A 16,690-nucleotide genomic window follows, 5' to 3' on the forward strand; every position below is an offset into this window, starting at 1 on the left:
CTGAACGGGTTCAACTTCAACCAGTCCGTGCTTGACTCACAGGGTCGTGTGATTGCCACCTGGGCTGACGTGATCAACCGGGCCAACCTGGGTATGGAAGTGATGCACGAGCGCAATGCTCACAACTTCCCCCTTGACCTGGCTGCTGGCGATGCTGCTCCTGTAGCGCTCACCGCTCCTGTCATCAACGGTTAATCATCTGATTAACTCTTGAAAAGAGCGCCTCCGAAAGGGGGCGCTTTTTTATTGGCAATTTGGCCTGGAATGGTCGGGCTGACAACCCAGGAGTGCAAGCTGCGCTCCTGGGTTGTCAGCCTGAGGGCTACTCAATCATTAGGTGTTTGATATGCACCATCATCCACTGGCAATCCTTGCCGCTGGGGATGGGGTCGCTCCAGTCGTCGGGGTCTGCATAGTGCAGGGTATGGAGGTACTTGGTCATGCGATCGAGGGCTTCCAAACTGCCGTAGAGCACGTTGGTGATTTTCTGGCGGCTGGGTTTGGCCTTGCTCGATTGGGCAGGGTGAATTGTGGGCGGCTGAGCGCCCGTTTCGGTTGATTGAAACATGAGGTTCTGGTTCCTATGTAGTGTGGTTTAGGAAACCAGAACTCACTTTCCTAGCCGCCCCGTCGGTGTGTGCGGTCGGGGCGGCTGGGGAGGTAAACTAACCTCCAAGCCTCCGAACTGGCCTGAACAGCTTCGGGGGACTAGTCGCCTGTTTGTGCTACCAACACTTGCAGGCGGCGCTAAGTCGATGAGTTCCGGGTCTAGGCTGCCGCGCACGACAGCTTAATGACTGAGAATACGGTGTGCGCTATAGGGGCGTCAACCGTATAGAAGAACTTTTTTGAGCAGAGGTATCAGCAGAAACGGTGGGCAAAACTCCCAATCGTTGACGTGTTCCACCGCTAGGTTTCGGCAAGGCTGTAGCTGGGGAGCATAGGCAGACGCTAGATAACCCGAGAAGCAGGGGTACTATCCAGCAGAAGTGACGGATAACACCCCTGCTTCCCAGTGTTAACCATCAGAACTGCTAGATAACACCCCAAATCTTTGGGATTAACCGCCAAAGATTCTGTTTAACTCTTTAAAGTCCAGGTATTATCCCGCAGATCTGCTTGATAATACCGAGCATAAGGGGCTTATAAAGTGGACTTGACGCTTAATTAATAGTTAGCCCTTGAAATCTATGACTGAAGAAGAACGTTGGGCTTATCTAGTAGCACTTGATAAAGAACTACTAAAAGGTGGTGTTATTCTGTCGGAGTGGTGCAGCTTCATTGTGCGAGAAGCTGACATTGCTTTTGCTAATGGTGCCTATTTGGCGTCTATTCTCACATCTGTCTCTGGTGTAGAAACCTACTTACGGTCTGAATATGGAGAGAAGTCTAGAGAACGGTTGATAGATTTGATCGAAAAAGCATCCTTAGATGCTGAACTAACCAAAGATCTTCACACACTCCGTCAATATCGGAACAAGTGGGTGCATGTTGATGATCCCTGGGATGACAATTGTTTGCTAGAAGGTTCAGATGGTAAGGAGAGTGAACTGGAAACAATGGCATTTTTTGCAGCGAGGGCGCTGAGACGTACAATTTACGAAAATCCGTGGATATGAAGTAGTGCGTCACCTACGTCTCACTGCGGCTAGGTCTCTCTTTTCATCTGTCGAAGCGGTAAAAATGGATTCCTGAAAAGACCTTTTTACCAAAACAGGAGTATGAAGAAACGTCGCCAGCACTATGTATGGAGACACTATCTAGAAGCATGGGCACCTAATGGAACTTTATGGTGCTACCGTCTTGGTGAAAATCTGTTCCCAACAAGCACGCAAAACGTCGCTAATGAGAGAGATTTCTGCCGCCTTCGTGAAGTGCTCTACCAGTGCTAGGCTGCGGGCCAAAAGCCTGAAGCCGAGGACTCGGCTAGTGCTGACGCTTTGTCGATAATTTTTTACTCTGCAAGTCTTTCAGCCATGCGAGACCAGCGATCGCAAATAACCACACCCAACTCAGCAGGCTCAATGCCATCAGTAAAAGTAGGCTGCGTTACGGATACGCCTAACACATCCTACTTTTATTAAACTCGTAATTCAAAATCTACCCTAAGTTCATTGTTTATTGGGCAAGGGAGGGAGTATTAACTCTAGCTGAGCCAGGAGAGGGGGTAGTTCTGAGTGGATAATTGTCCACAAAATGTCTTGCCTGACTTAATCGTAGCGATGGGCAACAATGTTGCGTAACCCGACAATGCGTTGCCAGTCAATGGCTGGATGAGCTTGTCGAAATTCATTTGAGATTCTGCGAGCCGCTTCGCCCAGAACTTCAAATTGTCGCTCAACGGCACTAATCGTGCGAATATCGTTGAGATACTCGTCAAAGGTCAATTCACTCGTAAAGCATTGAATCCGTTGAATAGACTGCGTCATATCCCAAATTGAAGCAGCATCACGATTGTTTGATTGTATAAATAACCTGACAAGTATTCAAAATTTCATATCGTCTATAGGGGTTTTTTAGATATTCCTTACTCACCAGGTCAACTTTACGGTTAAACAACGTCTCAATCTCTTTCCGCATCTTCGTCCAGTCATCCCAGGTTGAACGGTAATGAGGCGAAAAGGTGACTAAAACATCAATATCGCTGTCGGAACGAAAGTCATCGCGCAGGACAGAGCCGAACAGAGCAAATTCAATGATGTTCCATCGTTGGCAGAACTCAGCAATCTGAGTGGAAGAAGCTTTGATTCTGTCCCCTACCAGGCTTGTTAATTCAACCATCACGGACCTCCTCGCTCAAAATCACCCGCTCTACTCGCATTTCTGCAAAGGTAACGTAGCACGGGCAAAGGACAGTAGCCGATGCCCATTTCGTAAAAGGCCATGCTTGGTAGGCAGGCTCGCTTTGCCCATTCTACGAGACGCCTCTACCAGTGCTAGGCTGCGGGCCAAAAGCCTGAAGCTAAGGACTCGGCTAGTGCTGGTGCTTTGTCTATAATTTTGTACTCTGCAAATCTTTCAGTCATGCGCGACCAGCGATCGCAACTAATCACACCTAGCTCGGCTGGCTCAATTCCCATCAGCATGTAGTCGGCAACGAGCTGAAGGGAGTCGGTCTGATAGGCCAAGTCTGTGTATTTGCTGCCGGGCTCGACGTAGATCTCGACTATCTTTTCAGCAGCGCCAGGGATATCTTCGAGGGTCTTTTGCCAGCCTGCAAAGGTTGCTGCTAGAAACTGCTTAACCGCCTCTGGTTCCTGCGCTAACAGGTCGGTGTGGGCAAAGATCACCTGAGCATAGGCTTCATAACCGTAGTCGCTCAGGTTCAGAACCATCGGCTCAATGCCAGTCTTCGCCTTAAAACCTATGGGTTCATCTACGGCATAGCACTGAATTGCTGCCAGCTCACCGCTCAGGAGCAGATCATATTTCGTCTCGTAGGGGATCTCAATCACGTCTAGAGCATCTGCTGGGATGTTGCTGACACCCTTGACCAGATCTATCACTTGAAGACCATCAACGTGCACGCCGACCTGCTTGCCCACCAAGTCTTGCAGGGAAGTAATGTTGCTTTCTGGAAGAGACATTAAGGCTAGGGGTGAGGCTTGAAACATGGTTGCGATCGCACGAATCGGAGCCCCTTCTGCCTGAGCCGACAAGATCAAATTTTGCTCAGCACAGCCAATGGTCATCGGGTCATCGGCCACTACATCCGGCACCACCATGCCCGACTCCCAGGGCTTGAGCGTAACGGCCAAGCCCTGATTGGCGTATAGCCCCTCATAATCTGCCATCAACAGCCCCGCAAACTGGACATTGAACTTCCAGTCGAGCTGCATGGTCAGAGGCATGGCGGCATTTGCTTGAAAAGGAGACTTCGATAGGGTCGGCAGGAGCGCATTGGCAGTAACTCCCATGCCCAAGAGACCAGAATACTTCAGCAAACTGCGACGAGAAAACGCCATAAAATCTTGATCCTCACAACTGCATAGCGGCAGCATAGCCAGGATCTCAGCAAGCTTCTGTATCCGCTTCAACGGGCAGCCTCGGCAGTCTAAAGATACTTTTGCAGCAGTAGGCCCAGCTTTTCCTTAGTGACTGCAGGGGCCTTATCTAGCGGCGTGATGATGGCGTACTTGAGGGCAGAGTGGGCTTCTGAAGTGAATGCGTTGGCCGCAATTCGGCGCACTACTTCTTGAATTACCCGCTGAGCGTTTGCTGCATTCTTCATCAGGTTGCCAATCACCATTTCCACGGTAACGCTGTCGTGGTCGGGGTGCCAGCAGTCGTAGTCAGTCACTAGGGCCAGGGTGGCATAGGCAATTTCGGCCTCGCGGGCCAGCTTCGCTTCGGGTAGGTTGGTCATGCCAATGATCGTGGCCCCCCAACTGCGGTACAGGTTAGACTCTGCTTTGGTTGAAAAGGCAGGGCCTTCCATACAAACGTAGGTGCCGCCCCGATGCAGGGCAACTTCGGGCAGCTCCAGGCTCTCCACCGAGTCGGCTAGGACTTGGGCCAGCTGATTACAGACCGGGTCGCCAAAAGCAATGTGGCCGACTATTCCCTCCCCAAAAAAGGTAGAGATACGGCCCTTGGTACGGTCGATAAATTGGTCTGGCACCACCATATCTAGAGGCTTGGCTTCTTCTTTGAGTGACCCGACCGCAGAAGCTGAGATCAGATACTCTACACCAAGGCTTTTCATGGCATAGATATTGGCCCGAAACGGCAGTTCGGAGGGCGTTAGCGTGTGGTTGCGGTTATGCCGCGCCAGAAAGGCTACGCGAGTGCCTTCTAAAGTACCCACAATCAGCGCATCGGAAGGATCGCCAAAGGGCGTGGTGACGCGAATTTCCTCTACATCCTTGAGCGCCTCCATCTTGTAGAGACCGCTGCCGCCGATAATGCCGATCTGTGCCGTTGCTGCCATTGCGCTGTCCTGCTGCTGTCCTGCTGAGTGCCGATCTATCTTAGACTGCACAGGGCCAATCAGGACAAGCCCTCAGGGCGACAGTATAGGTTGCTGCAACAGCCACAGCCCCGTTTGGGTCATGCCCGAATCGTCTGGGCGCACCAGAATAAAGTGCAGTCCTTGGCTAGCCTGCTTGCGCTGCTCAAAGGTGCGCCCAGCAGCGGCCACTTCTGGGTCTTCAAAGGTGACCAACACCCAGCGATCTACCAGCCCAGCATCCAAAATCGCGCCATCGGGCTGCCCAGGCTGGTAGCTCAGCCAGGCCGGATTTGCCTGCTGAAGCCACTGGGCCAGCGGCATCGCTCGCCGACCAGCATCAATGACAATGCCAGGAATCGGCGTTGTGCTGGGCAAGCCTAGCTGCAGAGGCATCCGCTCAGGGGGCAGAGCTGTAATCGGAATGGGCTGGTAGGGAAAGGTCTGCTCAAAGTCCCCTGCCTGAATCGCGGCGAAGCGCCACTGGTCCCCCATCAAGGTCTCGGCTAGAGGAACCGGTGGAGGGCGATCCAACGCTAGGGGGTTATAAGGTTCTCCCGTCGCGTTCGGTAGGGTAGGATACCAGGCCGCCCGCTGCCGCAGCCACTGTTTTAGGGTGGCTGGGTTTCGGGTCGCGATAACCTTAATCTCTAGATCCTTGCAGGCAGTCTCCAGCAAAGCCAGCGACTGGGGGCGAAATACCTCGATCTGAGCAGGCTTATCCCCGGCGCGTTCCATAGCAACCTGGATCTGCTGAGCGACCCAACCAGCGGTGGCGGCTGATTGGGGGCAGGTTTCGCCAAAGGTGAACTGGAAGGTGCGATCGCACACCAACAGCTCCCACAGGGGCTCCCCAGTTTCGCTTCGCAAGGGGCGTCGGTAGAAGTCAGCCTGCCAGATAGTCATAGTTGAGGAAAGAACTGCACTACTAAGCTAGGGCCTCGGTCACGGGAATGAAGTAAAAGGCTAGCCCCAACACCAGGTAGGCTGCCAGCAGAAGCGCTCCCTCTAGCCAATTAGAGCGACCGTCGCCGCTAATAGAGTTGGCGATCAAGACCGAAACCGCAACGGCAACCATCTCAAAAGGGCCAAAGTTAAGATCCATCGGCTGATCGAGGAGCCAACCGGCCAGCACCAAAACGGGTGCTACGAATAGGGCAATCTGTAAACTAGAGCCTACAGCCACCGAAACAGACAGATCCATCTTGTTTTTCATTGCAACCGTAACGGCGGTTGCGTGCTCAGCCGCATTGCCAATAATGGGCAGCAAAATTACCCCAGTGAAAAATTCGGTCAGCCCTAGTTGGCTCGTCGCTGATTCCAACGTAACCACTAGCAGCTCTGACTCTACCGCAACCAGCAGCGTTGCCCCTAACAATACAGAAACCCACAGCGTGAGCTTAGGTTTGTGTTCGGCGCTGTGACCTTCGTGACCGGCCTCTGTAGAGGCTTGTAAGTGCGCTGCATCTTTATCCTCCAAATCGCTCAGCCCTAGATCGGCTACCCCAGCATCATAGAGATACGCATGGGTTTTCATCGAAAACAGCAGCGTCAGACCGTAGACCAGAATCAGCACGATCGCAACCCAGTCAGAAAGGCGCTGCAGCACTGTTTCTTCGATAGTTGGAGAAGTTATGCCTAGCAGCGTGGGCAGCAGAATGGCAATCACAGCTAAATTCATCGACGAAGCATTCACCCGCGCCAAGATAGGCTGAAACTCTTGCTCTTTGAACTTCAGCCCACCTAGCAGCATCGACAGACCCATCACCAGCAGCAGGTTGCCGATGATAGAGCCCGTCAAGCTCGCCTTAACCACATTGACTAGTCCCTCGTTCAGAGCCACCAGAGCAATGATCAGCTCAGTCGCATTACCAAAAGTCGCATTCAACAGCCCTCCCCAAGAAGGCCCAAGCACGACCGCAATTTCTTCTGTGGCCTGCCCCATCCAGCCCGCTAACGGCAAAATTGCCAAGGCTGCTGTAACGAAAACCACCAAATCTCCCCAACCCAAAAAGCGAGCCGCAATGGAAATGGGCACAAAGACGAGCAGACCAAAGAAGATGAGATTCCTAATTTGCATACATTCGGGTCAATTTTGCCATCCCCCCATTCTTCAGGCAGAATCAGCAAATGACAAGAGAGTTTCCCGTGAAGATCTCAAGAGGGAACTGTGTCATGATTACACGTGAGTAGGTGAGTCGTTGAGCGAGACAGACATGGCCAACGCAGAGCAATTGGCACGTTTACAAACCGGTGTAGAAGACTGGAACCAGTGGCGCTCCGACAATCCGGAGATTGACATTGACCTAAGTGGAGCCAACCTGAGCCAGCAGCAGCTAATTGCTATCAATCTACGCCAGGCTAACCTGAGCGGCACCAACCTGATTGGCAGCAGGCTCACAGGGGCCAACCTGAGTCAGGCCAACCTAGTACAGGCCGACCTCAGCGGTGCAGACGTCAATCGGGTCAACCTACAAGAAGCAGACTTAACGCAAGCCAATCTATTGGGAGCAGATCTGAGCGAAGCCGATCTGAGCCAGGCCAACCTCACTCAGGCCATTCTGAACCGTTCGGATCTCAGCAACGTTAAATGTGTTCAGAGCTGCCTCAGCCAAACCAGCCTAGTGGGAGCCGATTTGAGCCGGGCCCAACTCTGCGGCAGTGACCTGAGCCAAGCCAATCTGATGCGGGTTGAGCTGCAGCGAGCTGACTTGAGCCAAACGATTCTCAGCCACGCCAACCTAACCGAGGCCCGCCTTCTGAATGCAGATTTGCAGGAGGCAATGCTGGCAGGCGCTAACTTAACGGGCACTCGCTTCAACCGCGCCAACCTCACTAGGGGCAATCTAGAGTCAGCCAATCTCAAAGAAGCCACGCTCCTCGGCGCTGTCTTAAACTCTGCGAATCTGCAGGGCGCGCACCTAGCTGCCGCCAATTTCAGCGGTGCCGATCTCAGCTATGCCAATCTCTCCCAGCAAAATCTCCAGGGCCTAAACCTGACAGGAGCCAACCTGAGCCATGCCTGTCTGCAGGGAGCCGACCTTACAGACGCGATTCTAAAGGATGCGCTGATAGAAGGGGCAGACTTGAGCGGGGCCATTCTCCCCACCCTGCTGCAGGAATAGCCCTATGCTCGGGTTAGCCATTCATACTTCTGGCCCTGAACTGGGATTGGCCCTCTCGGATGGAGCGAGCATCAATCGGCATCAGGTTTGGCCGTTTGGCCGCGATTTGGCCGCACACCTGCACACCTGCCTACTGGAGTTTTTAGAGGGCAGGCCCTGGTCCGACCTTACCTTTCTAGCAGTTGCGATCGGGCCGGGCGGATTTACAGGCACACGGATTGGGGTGGTGGCTGCCCGCACATTGGCCCAACAGCTCGATATTCCCCTATTTGGCGTTTCTAGCCTGGCGGCTCTGGCCGAGAGCAAGCGGCAGGCTTACCTAGAAGCGGCCCAGATGCCCCTACATCTGGCCGTGGAAATGCCAGCTCAGAGGGGCGATCGCTTCGGCGCAATTTACCAGCTCACTGAAGACGACCTAGTGTGTCAGCTAACAGATCAGGTCTTCACCGCAGCTGCTTGGGAGGCTATGCTGACAGGCTGGCCCTACCCCTACGAGGTTCTAACGGCATCAGCGGAGCTGGCCTTTACAGTGCCCCAGGTGCTAATGCTGGCACAGCGAGAATGGTCAGCAGGAAAGCGACCCCAGTGGCCCGAAGTCTTGCCGTTCTACGGCCAGCATCCGGTCGATTAGCAATCAGCAACTGCCGCAGTTAAGCTGAGCGAAGCATCTGCTGAGAAAATTCCTGCTGCTGTAGCTCGTGCATGTGGTGAAACAGCTGCCAGCAGTACTGCTCTGGCAAGCCGCAGGTGAGCGCCCCCCGCAGCACCACATTGAAATACCAGTCATTTGGAGCAATTTCTTCGGTGAGCTTTTCCATCACGGTGTAGGTGCGGGTTCTGGGATATACCCGATCCTGGCAGTGGATGGTGACCGTTTCGTGGCAGTAGCCCTCTTCGCGTTGATCGAGGCGATCGCTCAATCGCTGGGGCAGGTAATACAGCACCCCGTGGACCGAGGCCGTAGGGTCGGGCACAATATCTAGCACGCCGCAGTTACGCAGCTGGGAGCGGCGGAAGAAGCCTAGGCGGTAGCCTGACAGCGTGGCTGGGCCGAGCACGTAGGCATGGGTGCTCTCCCCTAGCGATCGCTTCAGATCAACCGGGCACATGCAGGAGCCATAGGCAAAGTAGTAAAAGCCGGGCTCTTGAAGGGTTGGATAGGTAGACTCTGCTGGGGTCTGAATAGAGTGGAGAGACATACGTCCAAAGGGGATGGAGTTGAATCAACGGTTGACTAGGGGAGATAGCAACCGCCCTCGGCGGGCTAAGCTTATTCTAAAGTATCATATCCCTACCGGAATACCGTAGATTCAATTTATGTGAAAATTTCATCCTAATTTTGCCCGCTATAAAGAAGGCGATACCGGTTGCGGTGAGCTATGTGCCGATGCCCAAGCGGCCGGCCAAACTTGGAGTTAGCGGCAGCAGCGTGGCTAGCATTAAAAACAAGGCCAGCAGCCCTAGAGCAGCTCTAGCATCATCAGGTTCGGTCAGATCATTGAGGCTGGGTCGCTCTAGGTTGCGCTGCAGGATCAAGATCAGGGCCGCCCAGTAGAGGGCCAGTGGGTTGACCAGAGAAACGAGCACCAGCACCAGCAGCGTAATAAAAGTTGTGCGCCCAGCAGTTTTGCGGCCATAGATGGCCTGCACCACCCGGCCCCCGTCTAGCTGACCAGCGGGCATGAGATTCAAAGCGGTGATAACCAGGCCCAGCCAGCCAATTACTGTGAGTGGGTGGACATCTACTAGGGGTTGCTGCAGGGCTGAACCCAAAACAACTTTAGCCAGCGTGCCCACCAGCACCGACCCCTGGAAAAACTGGGACGGAATTTGGAACAGGCTGCCGGGGTGGGACAATACCAGACCCAGCACCAGCATAATTAGGGAAACAACGCCTCCCACAGCTGGGCCAGCAAAGGCAATATCAAACAAGACGCTGCGGTTGGGCAGCAGCGATTCAAAGCGGGTCAGCGCCCCAAAGGAGCCAATTTGCCAGGTCGGAATCAAAAATGGAGGGCTGAGGCGGATATCGTTGCGATTGGCCACGACCCAATGCCCAATCTCATGGGCTGTCAGCACCACGACCACTCCCAGCATGATAGGCACTGCCTGTCGCCACTGCTCGGGCGTCTGCACCAGGTCAAAGCCTTGAAGAATGCCCCCAGTTTCCAGGCTGGTAAAGATAGTGGCAATGCCCAGAGCCACCGCAAGAACCCATTGGGCAGGGGTAGTCTTGGGAGGGTCAACGCTGCTGGGAAGCACCACAACCGTTGGCCTGCGCTCAGCGTTTTCGACCAGAAACAGGCGGTAGCGATCGCTGACTCTTTCGGCTAGGGAGGCTGACAAGCGAGCATGGGTAGCGATGGGTTCGCCCCGCAGGTTGCCGCGAAAAATGGCCCCTTCCTGATAGGGCACTGTTTCCGTGCGGAAGTAGGTGTCAATGCCAAAGATTCCCTCAATTGCTGCCAAATCCTCTGCTGGAATCGGCATGGTGGTGGGCGTAATCGGCGTGGCTGGCTCTTTCTCAGCCGCCGACTCGGCAACATCGTTGGGCGAGGGAATGTTGGTCTCAGGCAAAGGCTCGTTGGTGGGATCGCTGGTTAGGGCGGCGGCACGGTGGGCCATCATCTCTTCGGTGCCGAGCGATCGCAATTGCCGCCCCAGGTAAATATAAAGTCCTGTAGAGGTGACCAGCAGCAGCAAAACCCCGGCCAGATTGAGGTAAAGGCCCAGGGCTACTAGGGTAAAAAACAGCAGCCAAGGAGCCATTAGCACTACTGACTGCAGCCAGGCCAGCAGCCCTACCTTGCCGTAGGGGCGGGCTCTGAGGAACCCGACTGTAAGAATTGCGATCGCAGCCAGCAAAATCAACCCGGTCACTACCATGTCGCTGTCTCTCCAAACTCGACACAGGCCGCCAAACCGGCCCGGCTCAGGCAAATACTGAACCTTAATAGATACTTTAGCGAAGTCCTGGCGATCCACCGGAATCAACAGGGGCTGATTTTTCAGGTTTTGGGGGATAGGGGAGCACTTTCAGCCAGCAATTCGGTCGCCACAGCTCAGTCAAGTTAGCGTGAGGATGGAGCAGAATTCGCAGATACCGCTCTAGATGCAATTGTAGAAACTAGATGAACGCGCTTAAATTGACCGAGAGGCCAGTTAAGCCTGGATAACGCAGCAGACTCTTTTCCAGAACGATTTACAACGGTTATGACCTTTCCCCCTGACACCCCTAGGTCACCCTCGCCCAATGAGGAACCCGAGTCTTTACCAGAACCTGGTGCTGTCCTCCAACCTCCGGCCAATTCGGAAACCGGTTCAACTTCTCTAACCGCGCCGCCCAGCGCGACCAATGGCGGGCAGACCAGTGACGAGCAGACCAATGGCGGGCGGAAAAGACTGCCTACCCTGCTGCCTGCGCCCCTAGAGTCGCTGCCTGAGGATCTGCCGATGGGCACCTTTGACAGCTCAGACGAGATTCACTCGATTTTGTCACCGGCCACCACCCTCACCCTGATTGCCGTTGCAGTGATTGTGACCGGCATTATCCTAAATAGCTTCTGGCTCACCCTAGGGGGCTCGCTGGTTGCAGTGCTGGTTTCTTTTCGTCTGATCCTGCCATCTTTAGAGGGGATCTTGGCAGAGCTTTCGCCCCAGCAGCAGGCCTTACTGATTGCTATTCCGGGGGCTCTGATAGGCCTCTGGGGTCTGATGCGGATCTCGGGCTTCAATCAGGCAATTTTGGACTGGGGCAAGACACTGCGCTGGGATGCGATTGGGGCGCTAGGTGATTTTCTGGGGGCCTTTGGTCAAATCTTCATTGCCCTGCTGGCCCTTTACGTGGCCTGGCGGTCCTATGTCATCTCCCGTGACCTCACAACTCAGCAAAACCGCATTACCCAGCAGCAGACCATTGACGCCTATTTTCAGGGTATTTCTGATTTGGTGCTGGATGAGGAAGGGTTGCTGGAGGACTGGCCCCAGGAGCGCATCATTGCCGAAGCGCGTACTGCCGCCATTCTCAGCAGCATTGACGCCTCAGGTCGGGCCAAGGTGGTGCGGTTTCTCTCCCGCTCGCGGCTGCTGACGCCCCTGCGGCGCGATCGCAGGTTAGGTCGCCCCATCCTAGATGGCAAAGGCGGTTATGAAGAAGACCGGCAGGAGGGCGTACGGGTAATCACCCTAGGGGCCATGCTGGCAACCAGCGATCTGTCAAACAGTGATCTACGCTGGACCGATCTGAGTGATACCAATTTGATTCGAGCTGATCTGACTGGCTGCGATCTGGTGAAAGCTAACCTATCTCGCACCATTTTGTATCAGGCCAACCTATCGGGCGCAGACCTGATGGGAGTCCGGTTGTTCTATGGCAAGGCTGAGACTGCCTCGCCCCGCAGCCGCACTGAAATGCCCAACTACAGCAGCGGAGCCTGCACTGGAGCGGTGGTCGAGGGAGCTGATTTTTCACGGGTCAAACGGATGTCGGAAGAGCAGCGTCGCTACTGCTGCGCCTGGGGCGGCAAGGCGACACGCGCGACCATTCCGGGCGGCTGTGATGACGTACCCAATCGATTGGAACGATAATGGTGGACACTTCCAGTTGGCATGGCAAAACACCCAAACGATCTGGCCGATCGCTGAATCAGGGAATGGATACGGCTGTCGCTGCACCTGCCAGTAAACCCTCTCGCCGCAGGCGCAACCGGCAGGCATCGTCTGATGCGACGGCTGAACCTGCCCTCAGCCCCAAAGCGCAGCGGGCACTCAAGCGCCAGGCTGCTAGGGCCCAGCAGGAGCTGATTCAGTATGCAGTGTTTTCCCTGCTGGGAGCGGTGGTGGTTGGGCTGCTGCTGTCTCTGCTAGTTGAGCCCAAGATTGGCATTGGGGCACTGGTTGCAATTCTCTGTCTGGCGCTGTCCTTTAAGTATCCTCGGCAGGCGATTTTTGCCTTTGTCATCTACCTGCCCTTTAGCGGCACCGTGACCTATGCTCTGGGCGGCAGCGGCATTTTGCAGCTGGCTAAAGACGCCATTTATATCCCGGCTCTGATTGGGGTGATTCAGTTTTGCCGCAAAACCAAGCAGCCATTCATTATTCCGCCAGCGCTGAAGCTGCCGCTGAGCATTTTGCTGACGCTGCTTACGATGACCCTGCTGTTTGTCAATCTGCCCCAGCAGCTAGCTGCGCCACCGGGCCAACATCCGATTCTGATTGGCATTATAGGGCTCAAGGTTCTGCTGGGCTACCTGCCGCTGATTGCCTGCATTTACTATCTAATTCGCGATCGCAACGATCTCTATTTTCTGCTGCGCGTCCAGGTGGTGCTGATTTTGATCTGCTGCAGCCTAGGCTTTGTGCAGTACATGATGCTGAAAACAGGGGTGTGCCCAGGGACAACTGCAACAGGCGCAGACGGATTTAAGCCGTCGCTTGCGGCCCGCTGCTTTTTTGGGGGCTCGCTGCTATACAACCCTGCCCAAGGCCAGATCCGGCTGCCCGGAACCTTTGTTGCCCCCTGGCAGTGGGGCTGGTTTTTGATCTCCAGCGGCTTCTTTTGCTTTGGCACGACATTTAGCGATCGCAACCCCTTCTGGCGACTAATCGGCTTAATTACCTTGGCTACCGTGTGCGTTTTAGCCGTTTTGTCAGGCCAGCGCATTGCCTTGGTGCTAGTGCCGATTACGGTCGTCGGCCTGCTGGTGTTGACCGGCCAGGTCGCCAACCTCAAGCGGTTTGTGCCCATCGGCATTGGCATGGCGCTAATTTTAAGCATTTTGGTAGCTCAAAACCCGGCCTTGCTAAGCCAACGCTGGGAGAGCTTTCAGTCCCGCTGGGAAGCCTCGCCGCCGCAGGAGTTTATTCGAGAGCAGTTTGATTGGGCCAGGCGAGAGCAAGAGGGAATTTTGGGCCGAGGCGTAGGGCGAGCCACCAACTCAGCCCGGATCTTTGGTCAGGTGGAACTGGTAGAGACCTACCACCCTAAACTACTGTTTGAAATTGGCTACCTGGGCCTGCTTGCCACCCTGAGCCTATACACCGCCTTAACGATCACTACCTACCGAGCCTACCGCTCCGTCAAAGACCCCAACCTCAGAGGATACGCAGCCTCAATGTGGGTGTTTGTGCTGTTTATCAGCTTTTTCCCCTACTACTACCCGCTGGATGTAGACCCCGTCAATATCTATTACTGGCTAGCTGCAGGCATTGCGCTAAAGCTGCCCGCCCTCGACCGTCAGGAGCGCTTTCAGCAAGACAGCCAGAGCCCCAGCAAAAAACGTAAGCTGACTAAGCGGGAGCTAAAGCAGCTGAAGCAGCAGCAAGCAGCAGAGACTTTTGATTGAGGAGATGAGGAGACGCGGGGAGAAAAGGATGGGGGTTTCTTCTGCCCTTTGCCTTTAATCTAAACGTATCTCCAGCAAACAGGAGGCATCGTGACCTGGCCGTTTTTATCGATCGTTATCCCTACCTACCGCCGCGAGGGAGTGCTGCGCGACACACTCAAGAGCGTTTTGCAGCAAGACTATCCCCACTTTGAAGTGATCGTGGTAGATCAGACAGCCGACCATGAACCGGAGACTCAGGCATTGTTAAATCAGCTTGTGGCTACCGGAAAAATTACTCTGTTCACCGTTGATTGGGCCAGCCTGCCCGCTGCTCGCAACTACGCTATTGAGCGCTGCCAGGGAGAAATCGTTGTTTTCATAGATGATGATGTGGATCTGCCGCATGGCTTTCTCCAGGCCCATGCCCGCAACTACGAGCGGCCTGAGGTCGGGGCAGTGGCCGGACGGGTATTTGACCGCATGAAGCTGGCCGACTCGGATGGGCTGGTGATCGAAGATCTGCCGCCCCAAGCGATGGACCCCGGTATTGCCTGGTATCACATCGACCTCGTTCATACGGTCAAGCCACAAAGGGTGCTGACTGCTCGTGGCTGCAATATGTCGTTTCGGCGGGAACTGTTCAACACCTTTAACCTGCGCTTTGATGAGCGCTTTCACGGCAGCGCCGTGCGTGAAGAGTCAGACTTTTGTCTGCACATTCGCCAAACCGGCCTGATCATCTGGTACGACCCTGCAGCCCATCTAGTGCACCTAGGCGAAGAAACCGGCGGTTGCCACGACATCAGCACACGTTCCCTCAGCTATCAGCTGAACTTCTACCACAACCATTTTTTGATGGCCTTAAAAAATCTCACCGCTCTGGAAGTCGTCAGGCTGGCGATCAAGCTGTTCGACTGCCATGTGCTGGGCAACCCGCCCTGCTATAAAGACAGTGGCCCAGTCAAGATTGTCAGCCGCAGCATTTTTTATCTAATGGGACTGCTGTACGCTTGCTTGACCCTGCTGACCACGCTGGGGCGGCAGGGGCGGATCTATGCTTCATAGACGGGGTTTAACTCATGCGCGTGCTTGTTATCAGCCACACTTACATTGTTGACCTCAACTGTGAAAAGCTAAGGGCCTTAGCGCAGCTGTCTCCAGATCTGGAGGTGACGGTAGTGGTACCGCAGCGGTGGCGGCCGGGCGGAGTGCAAAACCGCATCATCGAGCCAGAACTGCGGGAGGAAGGACGTTTTAAGATTATTCCAGTTGGCAATTTTAGTGAAAACAATCAGGGGTTGCTCTGCTTTGGCCCCGGCCTAATCGCTTTGCTCAAAGAAACCCGACCCCAGGTCATACAGGTAGAGCAGGGCGCCAAATCTCTGGCCTATGCCCAAGCGATCGCACTAAATCGAGCGCTGAGGCTGCAGGCCAAAAACGTGTTCTTTACCTGGTGGAACCTGCCCTACGAGCTGAAGTTTCCGGTGTCTTTACTGGAGGCGTATAACCTGCGCCACAGTCACGGCATTGTGGCAGGCAATCAAGATGGGGCCGATATTCTCAGGCAGCGAGGCTATGGGGGGCCGATTCGCGTCATGCCACAGCTAGGGGTTGATGAGCGGCTGTTTCAGCCTCAGCCCCAGCCAGAGCTGGCAGCTCACCTAGGCTTAGCCCCAGAGACTTTTGTCATTGGCTTTGTTGGGCGTTTTGTGGCAGAAAAGGGGCTCTTGACCCTATGGCAAGCCCTAGCAGCTTTAAAGGATCATTCTCGGCCCTGGGCCTGCCTGATGCTGGGCCGAGGACCGCTGCGGCAGCAGTTGGAAGAGCAGGCGCGAGACTGGGGGCTGTGCGATGGGGCCAAAGGGCCGGTCTTTGACCATCGCATCCACTTCATTGAGAGCGTCCCCCACACCGAAGTCCCGCGCTACCTCAATCTGATGCACACCCTGGTGCTGCCCTCCGAAACCACCGACCAGTTCAAGACCCTAACCTCAGCGGGCTGGAAAGAGCAGTTTGGTCACGTGCTGATTGAAGCAATGGCCTGTAAAGTGCCGGTAATTGGCTCCGACTCCGGCGAAATTCCCCACGTCATTCAAGATGCGGGCCTTGTCTTTCCAGAAGGCAACGCCAAAGCGCTAGCCGAATGTCTGCAAACCCTGATGGAGCAGCCTACAGCCCATGCAGCCCTGGCCCAAAAAGGCTACGAGCGAGCCATGACCCACTACACCAACCGAGCCTTGGCCCAACAGCAGCTAGACTTTTACCAGGAACTGGGGGTCGCCCCATGAAGC

At 54.7% G+C, this 16,690-nt stretch carries 16 protein-coding genes and 1 pseudogene; 8 read left to right on the forward strand and 9 right to left on the reverse strand.

The genetic code is table 11. The annotated features are described in order from the left end of the window. Positions 1–195, forward strand: a pseudogene (locus H6G13_RS18220) (photosystem II q(b) protein); the annotation flags it as partial. 127 nt (positions 196–322) lie between these two features. Here H6G13_RS18220 and H6G13_RS18225 read toward each other — a convergent pair. After that, complete coding sequence (locus tag H6G13_RS18225) at positions 323–568, reverse strand: hypothetical protein (RefSeq protein ID WP_190485563.1); 246 nt, start codon at positions 566–568, stop codon at positions 323–325. Between the two features lie 622 nt (positions 569–1,190). Here H6G13_RS18225 and H6G13_RS18230 point away from each other — a divergent pair. Then, complete coding sequence (locus H6G13_RS18230) at positions 1,191–1,619, forward strand: hypothetical protein (RefSeq protein WP_190485411.1); 429 nt, start codon at positions 1,191–1,193, stop codon at positions 1,617–1,619. 591 nt (positions 1,620–2,210) lie between these two features. Here H6G13_RS18230 and H6G13_RS18235 read toward each other — a convergent pair. The 6 genes from H6G13_RS18235 to cax all read right to left on the reverse strand — a co-directional run bounded on the left by H6G13_RS18235 (position 2,211) and on the right by cax (position 7,028). Beyond that, positions 2,211–2,429: a HepT-like ribonuclease domain-containing protein gene (locus tag H6G13_RS18235; RefSeq protein ID WP_242028408.1), complete on the reverse strand. Its 219-nt coding sequence runs from the start codon at positions 2,427–2,429 to the stop codon at positions 2,211–2,213. Between the two features lie 19 nt (positions 2,430–2,448). After that, positions 2,449–2,781, reverse strand: a complete 333-nt coding sequence (locus tag H6G13_RS18240; RefSeq protein WP_190485413.1) for a nucleotidyltransferase domain-containing protein — start codon at positions 2,779–2,781, stop codon at positions 2,449–2,451. A 155-nt stretch (positions 2,782–2,936) separates the two neighbouring features. Further along, positions 2,937–3,965 carry an ABC transporter substrate-binding protein gene (locus tag H6G13_RS18245; protein ID WP_190485416.1) on the reverse strand — a complete coding sequence of 343 codons (1,029 nt, stop codon included), beginning with the start codon at positions 3,963–3,965 and terminating at the stop codon, positions 2,937–2,939. Between the two features lie 89 nt (positions 3,966–4,054). Next, complete coding sequence (locus tag H6G13_RS18250; protein WP_190485539.1) at positions 4,055–4,930, reverse strand: S-methyl-5'-thioadenosine phosphorylase; 876 nt, start codon at positions 4,928–4,930, stop codon at positions 4,055–4,057. A 72-nt stretch (positions 4,931–5,002) separates the two neighbouring features. Next, positions 5,003–5,854 (reverse strand): Tab2/Atab2 family RNA-binding protein, encoded by an 852-nt coding sequence (locus H6G13_RS18255; RefSeq protein ID WP_190485418.1) that lies wholly within the window; start codon positions 5,852–5,854, stop codon positions 5,003–5,005. Positions 5,855–5,876: 22 nt separating this feature from the next. Further along, entirely contained in the window at positions 5,877–7,028 is a 1,152-nt protein-coding gene (cax, locus tag H6G13_RS18260; protein ID WP_190485420.1) for a calcium/proton exchanger, read from the reverse strand. Positions 7,029–7,164: 136 nt separating this feature from the next. On the opposite strand from cax, the gene H6G13_RS18265 reads away from it, so the two are divergent. Beyond that, positions 7,165–8,073, forward strand: coding sequence for a pentapeptide repeat-containing protein (locus H6G13_RS18265; protein ID WP_190485422.1), 909 nt, complete (start codon positions 7,165–7,167; stop codon positions 8,071–8,073). Positions 8,074–8,077: 4 nt separating this feature from the next. Then, positions 8,078–8,704 carry a tRNA (adenosine(37)-N6)-threonylcarbamoyltransferase complex dimerization subunit type 1 TsaB gene (gene tsaB / locus H6G13_RS18270; protein WP_190485424.1) on the forward strand — a complete coding sequence of 209 codons (627 nt, stop codon included), beginning with the start codon at positions 8,078–8,080 and terminating at the stop codon, positions 8,702–8,704. Between the two features lie 19 nt (positions 8,705–8,723). On the opposite strand, the gene H6G13_RS18275 is transcribed toward tsaB, so the two are convergent. Together H6G13_RS18275 and H6G13_RS18280 are read right to left on the reverse strand one after the other, a co-directional pair. Next, positions 8,724–9,272, reverse strand: a complete 549-nt coding sequence (locus H6G13_RS18275) for a gamma-glutamylcyclotransferase family protein (RefSeq protein ID WP_190485426.1) — start codon at positions 9,270–9,272, stop codon at positions 8,724–8,726. Positions 9,273–9,450: 178 nt separating this feature from the next. After that, positions 9,451–10,959 carry a site-2 protease family protein gene (locus tag H6G13_RS18280; protein ID WP_190485541.1) on the reverse strand — a complete coding sequence of 503 codons (1,509 nt, stop codon included), beginning with the start codon at positions 10,957–10,959 and terminating at the stop codon, positions 9,451–9,453. Between the two features lie 327 nt (positions 10,960–11,286). Here H6G13_RS18280 and H6G13_RS18285 point away from each other — a divergent pair, with 327 nt between their 5' ends. The 4 genes from H6G13_RS18285 to hpsO all read left to right on the forward strand — a co-directional run bounded on the left by H6G13_RS18285 (position 11,287) and on the right by hpsO (position 16,687). After that, positions 11,287–12,660, forward strand: a complete 1,374-nt coding sequence (locus H6G13_RS18285) for a pentapeptide repeat-containing protein (RefSeq protein WP_190485428.1) — start codon at positions 11,287–11,289, stop codon at positions 12,658–12,660. Then, a complete protein-coding gene (gene hpsL, locus H6G13_RS18290) occupies positions 12,660–14,417 on the forward strand; it encodes a hormogonium polysaccharide biosynthesis protein HpsL (protein WP_242028409.1) in 1,758 nt (585 codons plus the stop codon). The genes H6G13_RS18285 and hpsL overlap by 1 nt, the downstream gene beginning before the upstream one ends. A gap of 87 nt (positions 14,418–14,504) precedes the next feature. Further along, complete coding sequence (gene hpsN, locus H6G13_RS18295) at positions 14,505–15,464, forward strand: hormogonium polysaccharide biosynthesis glycosyltransferase HpsN (protein WP_190485545.1); 960 nt, start codon at positions 14,505–14,507, stop codon at positions 15,462–15,464. 14 nt (positions 15,465–15,478) lie between these two features. Beyond that, the gene (hpsO, locus tag H6G13_RS18300; RefSeq protein WP_190485430.1) at positions 15,479–16,687 is read left to right on the forward strand and encodes a hormogonium polysaccharide biosynthesis glycosyltransferase HpsO; all 1,209 of its coding nucleotides are present in this window, start codon (positions 15,479–15,481) and stop codon (positions 16,685–16,687) included. Positions 16,688–16,690: the final 3 nt, after the last annotated feature.

Origin of the sequence: Pseudanabaena sp. FACHB-2040 (genome assembly GCF_014696715.1) — a bacterium.
GTDB lineage: Bacteria > Cyanobacteriota > Cyanobacteriia > Phormidesmidales > Phormidesmidaceae > JACVSF01.